The 5,021-nt window shown below is 66.5% G+C and carries 5 protein-coding genes; 2 read left to right on the top strand and 3 right to left on the bottom strand.

Going from position 1 to position 5,021, the window contains the following annotated elements; all coding sequences use genetic code 11:
- Window positions 1–108: 108 nt before the first annotated feature.
- From SCH01S_RS10515 to coxB, 3 genes are all read right to left on the bottom strand, one after another.
- The gene (locus SCH01S_RS10515; protein WP_052733901.1) at window positions 109–525 is read right to left on the bottom strand and encodes a response regulator; all 417 of its coding nucleotides are present in this window, start codon (window positions 523–525) and stop codon (window positions 109–111) included.
- Window positions 526–743: 218 nt separating this feature from the next.
- Window positions 744–2,432 (bottom strand): cytochrome c oxidase subunit I, encoded by a 1,689-nt coding sequence (gene ctaD, locus SCH01S_RS10510; protein WP_046348771.1) that lies wholly within the window; start codon window positions 2,430–2,432, stop codon window positions 744–746.
- 2 nt (window positions 2,433–2,434) lie between these two features.
- Window positions 2,435–3,505 (bottom strand): cytochrome c oxidase subunit II, encoded by a 1,071-nt coding sequence (gene coxB / locus SCH01S_RS10505; protein WP_046348770.1) that lies wholly within the window; start codon window positions 3,503–3,505, stop codon window positions 2,435–2,437.
- A gap of 197 nt (window positions 3,506–3,702) precedes the next feature.
- Here coxB and pyrE point away from each other — a divergent pair, with 197 nt between their 5' ends.
- Entirely contained in the window at window positions 3,703–4,284 is a 582-nt protein-coding gene (gene pyrE, locus SCH01S_RS10500; RefSeq protein WP_046348769.1) for an orotate phosphoribosyltransferase, read from the top strand.
- Window positions 4,284–5,003: a pyridoxine 5'-phosphate synthase gene (locus tag SCH01S_RS10495; protein ID WP_046348768.1), complete on the top strand. Its 720-nt coding sequence runs from the start codon at window positions 4,284–4,286 to the stop codon at window positions 5,001–5,003. Before pyrE ends, SCH01S_RS10495 begins: the two co-directional genes overlap by 1 nt.
- The last annotated feature ends 18 nt before the right edge of the window (window positions 5,004–5,021 follow it).

Below are 5,021 nucleotides of genomic sequence, written 5' to 3'. Positions count from 1 at the left end.
AAGCGGGAGAGGGGCTATATCCGCAAAAGCGACCGCTTGCAGACGCTTTGACGGAGGGATCGCGGGCGGGAACAAAACGGAGCTTAAACCCCGCAGCGCCACTGCCGCTCAGGCAGGGTGCGGCATCTGGCAGGGCGGGCCGTCTTCGCGGCCGCTCAGGCGGGCGATCGTCTGGACGAGTTCGGCATCGGTGACCGGCTTGGCGAGGAACGTCGCGTCGTCGACACCGAACCAGGTCGCCCATTCCTCGGGGCCGCCGCTCAGATAGACGACCGGCAGCCTGGCGTTCAGGCGGCGGGCAAAGCGGGCGACGTCGAATCCGGTCGTGCCTTCGCCCAGGTTCACGTCGACGATCAGCGCGTCGAGCGTGCGCGCGCCGTCCTGAAGCCTGGAATAGGCCGCGCGGTCACTGTCGACGTGCTCGGCCAGGCCGCCGGCGTCGCGGATCGCCTCTTCGACCGCCATGCCGATCAAAGGTTCGTCCTCGACCACGAGGACGCGCAGCCCGTCGAGCAACTTCACCACGTCAGTGCACGACACCAGCGGCCGCCTCGCGGTTGGAACGCCGATCCGTTTTCATAAGGAGAAGCTCAACGCTCATATGGCTTGATGGTCAAGGCCTTATGTCGGCTAGTCGACATTTCTTGCCGATGAACTGTCGTGCGCCCCGGATTTCCGGCGGCAACAAAAAAGCGCCCCGGCGTGAGCCGGGGCGCTGTCTTGGTTGGCCTGTTGGCGAACCGTCAGTGGTGGGAACCGCTGTCGATCACCGGCAGGGTTTCGAACTGGTGGAACGGCGGCGGGCTGGACAGCGTCCACTCCAGCGTCGTCGCCCCTTCGCCCCAGGGATTGGCTTCAGCCTTCCGCCCCGCGACCAGCGACCAGATCAGGTTGATGAAGAACACGCCCATGCTCACGGCCATGATCACGTAGCCGATCGAGGCCATGTGATTGTAGTAGGTGAACGCGTCCGGATAGTCCGGATAGCGGCGCGGCATGCCCTGCATCCCCAGAAAGTGCATCGGGAAGAACAGCACGTTCACGCCGACGAAGAACACCCAGAAGTGAATCTGGCCGAGCAGCTCGTTGTACATGCGGCCGCTCATCTTCGGGAACCAGTAGTAGAAGCCCGCGAACAGGCTGAACACGGCGCCCAGCGACAGCACGTAGTGGAAGTGGGCGACCACGTAATAGGTGTCGTGCAGCACGTCGTCGATGCCGCCATTGGCGAGCAGCACGCCGGTGACGCCGCCGATGGTGAACATGAAGATGAAGCCCAGCGCCCACAGCATCGGCGTCTTGAAGCTGATCGATCCGCCCCACATCGTCGCGATCCACGAGAAGATCTTGATGCCGGTCGGCACCGCGATCACCATCGTCGCCGCGGTGAAGTACATCTTCACATTGACCGACAGGCCGGTCGTGAACATGTGGTGCGCCCACACGACGAAGCCGATCACGCCGATCGCGACCATCGCATAGGCCATGCCCAGATAGCCGAACACCGGCTTGCGGCTGAACGTCGCGATCACCTGGCTGATGATGCCGAAGCCCGGCAGGATCATGATGTACACTTCGGGGTGGCCGAAGAACCAGAACAGGTGCTGGTAAAGGATCGGATCGCCGCCGCCCGACGCATCATAGAAGGTCGTGCCGAAGTTGCGGTCGGTCAGCAGCATCGTGATCGCGGCCGCGAGCACCGGCAGCGCGAGCAGCAGCAGGAAGGCGGTGACCAGCACCGACCAGACGAACAGCGGCATTTTGTGCAGGGTCATGCCCGGCGCGCGCATGTTGAAGATGGTGGTGATGAAGTTGATCGCGCCCAGGATCGAGCTCGCGCCCGCCAGGTGCATCGACAGGATCGCCATGTCGACCGCCGGGCCCTGGCTGCCGGTCGTCGAAAGCGGCGGATAGAGCGTCCAGCCGGTGCCGGCGCCGTTGCCGGTGCCGCCGGGGAAGAAGGTCGATCCCAGCAGCAGGATAAAGGCGGGGACCAGCAGCCAGAACGAGATGTTGTTCATCCGCGGGAACGCCATGTCCGGCGCGCCGATCATGATCGGGACGAACCAGTTGCCGAAGCCGCCGATCATCGCCGGCATCACCATGAAGAAGATCATGATCAGGCCGTGCGCGGTGATCAGCACGTTCCACAGGTGATAGGCCTGGTCCATGGTGGCGTTGGTCTCGCCCATGAAATGGGCCCAGCCCTGCAGATACTGGATGCCCGGCTCGGCCAGCTCGAGCCGCATCAGGCCCGAGATGGTGCCGCCGATGATCCCCGCGCAAATCGCGAAGATCAGATACAGCGTGCCGATGTCCTTGTGGTTCGTCGACATGAACCAGCGGGCGAAGAAGCTCGGCTTGTGGTCCGCATCATGATGAGGCGCGTGCGCGTCATGAAACTCGGACGGGGTGGCTGCGATATCTGTCATTGTCAGTTGTTCCCGTTGGTGGGAGCCGCCTGGGAGGTGGCGGGAGGCGTGGCGGTGCCGGGCGTCGGCTTGTCGGTGCCGGTAGTGGCGTCAACCGGATGCTCCGCGGCCGGCGTCACGAGCGGCTGCGACGGCGTGCCGGGCACGGTGCCGCCCTTCGACTTGACCCAGGCCGCGAACTTGGCCGGCGAAACGACCTCGACCGCGATCGGCATGAAGCCGTGGCGCGCGCCGCAAAGCTCGGAGCACTGGCCGAAATAGACGCCTTCCTTCTCGACCTTGAAGCTGATCTCGTTGATCCGGCCGGGAACCGCGTCGATCTTGGCCCAGAACGCGGGGACGGCGAAGCTGTGGATCACGTCGTTCGACGTGGTCAGCAACCGGATTTCGCGGCCGACCGGGATGACGAGGCGATTGTCGACCGCCAGCAGGCGGGGACCGTCGGCCGGCGTGCGCGTGCGCTTGCCGGGCTCCGGCTTGTCCTGCAGCATGTTCGAAATGACTTCGAAGCCGCCATTGTCCGGATAGCTATAGACCCAATACCATTGGTTGCCGGTCGCCTTGATCGTCAGCGCGTCCTTGCCGGCCGGCTTGAACTGGGCGGCGAGCAGGCTGATCGACGGCACCGCGATCGCGACCAGGATCAGCACCGGAACCAGCGTCCAGATCACTTCGATCAGGGTGTTGTGCGAGGTCCGCGACGGTACCGGATTGCGGGCACGGCGGAAGCGCACGATCACGAACATCAGCAGCAGCAGGACGAGCGCGGAAATGCCGACCATCATCGGCACCAGGATGTAATCGTGCATCCACAGCGCCTTGCGGCCGTTGGGCGTGTACTGATCCTGGAGGACGATCTTCTCGTTCACCGGCATGCCGACGCCGGGGACCGGCGCAACCTCGGGGACGGCGGCCGACTGGGCGGCGGCCGGGGGCGCGGCCTGCGTCGCGCTGCCCGGGGCCGGCGCGGCGGCCTGGGTGGTCGAATCCTGCTTGGGCGCGTCCTGCGCGTGCACGGCCGCCGGCGCGAGCGCCAGCCCGAGAGCAAGCAAGAGAGTTTTCGCGAGCTTCATAGGCGTCCTGTTCTGTTCCCCGGGTGCAGGTGCGCGTCCTGGAAGCGGTCGCGCGGATGCGAGTTTGGCGCGGCTTATAGGTCGGGTTTCTCGCTCTCTCAAGCGCTTCGGAAGAGATAAGCGCAACAGGCCGTTCGGCCCGCCGCCAAGCCCGCGACGATTGCCTTATCGCCGTCGGCCTCGTATCGCACCGCACCATGACCGACGACGAGGTATTGGCCGAGTTCCGGGCTGCCGAGGCCCTGCTGGAAGGCCATTTCATCCTCTCCTCCGGCCTTCGGAGCTCCCGCTATCTCCAGTGCGCGCGCGTGCTGATGAACCCGGCGCGGGGCGCCCGGCTCGCCGAGGCGCTGGCTGCGAAGCTGCCGGCCGAGGTCCGCGCGCAGATCGAGGCGGTGGTGTCACCGGCGATGGGCGGCGTGATCGCCGGGCAGGAAATGGCGCGGGCGCTGGGCGTCGACGCGATGTTCCTTGAGCGGCCGACCGGCACTTTCGAGCTGCGCCGCGGTTTCCGACTCGCGCCCGGGCAGAAGGTGCTGATGATGGAAGACGTCGTCACCACCGGCCTGTCCTCGCGCGAGGCGATCGTGGCGATTCGCGCGGCCGGCGGCGAGGTCGTCGCGGCCGCGGCGCTGGTTGATCGGTCGAACGGCAGCGCCGATCTGGGCGTTCCCTTCTACCCGCTGATTCGCATCGACGTGCCGAGCTATGAGGCCGATCGGGTACCGCCCGAGCTTGCCGCCATTCCCGCGGTCAAGCCGGGGAGCCGCGCCGCCTGATGCTCCGCCTCGGCGTCAACATCGACCATGTCGCCACGATCCGGAACGCGCGCGGCGGCGCTCATCCCGATCCGGTCGCGGCGGCGATGCTGGCGGCGAAAGCGGGCGCGGACGGGATCACCGCGCATCTGCGCGAGGACCGGCGCCACATCACCGACGAGGATATCGACCGGCTGACGGCGTCGATGTCGCTGCCGCTGAACCTCGAGATGGCTGCCACGGCCGAAATGCTCAAAATCGCGCTCCGCCACCGTCCGCACGCCGCGTGTATCGTCCCCGAAAAGCGCGAGGAGCGCACGACCGAGGGCGGCCTCGACGCGGACGGGCATCGCGAGACGCTGGGCCCGATGATCGCGCGGCTGACCGAGGCGGGCGTGCGCGTCAGCCTGTTCATCGAGCCCGATCCGCGCCAGGTCGACGCCGCGATCCGGCTGAAAGCGCCGGTGGTCGAGTTCCACACCGGCCGCTACGCCCACCGCGAGGGCGAGGCGCGCGCCGAGGAACTGCGCCGCATCGCCGACTGCGCCGCGCTGGCGGTCAAGAACGGCATCGAGCCGCACGCGGGCCACGGCCTCACCTTTGACAATGTCGTGCCCGTCGCCGCGATCCCGCAGATCGCCGAGCTGAACATCGGCCATTTCCTGATCGGCGAGGCGATCTTCATCGGCCTGGAGGAAAGCGTCCGTCGGATGAAGGCGCTGATGGAGAGCGCGCGGTGAACTCCTCCCCGGAACGGG

Origin of the sequence: Sphingomonas changbaiensis NBRC 104936 (assembly GCF_000974765.1) — a bacterium.
In the GTDB taxonomy this organism is placed as follows: domain Bacteria; phylum Pseudomonadota; class Alphaproteobacteria; order Sphingomonadales; family Sphingomonadaceae; genus Sphingomonas_B; species Sphingomonas_B changbaiensis.
This window is presented reverse-complemented; position numbering and strand designations above follow the sequence as displayed.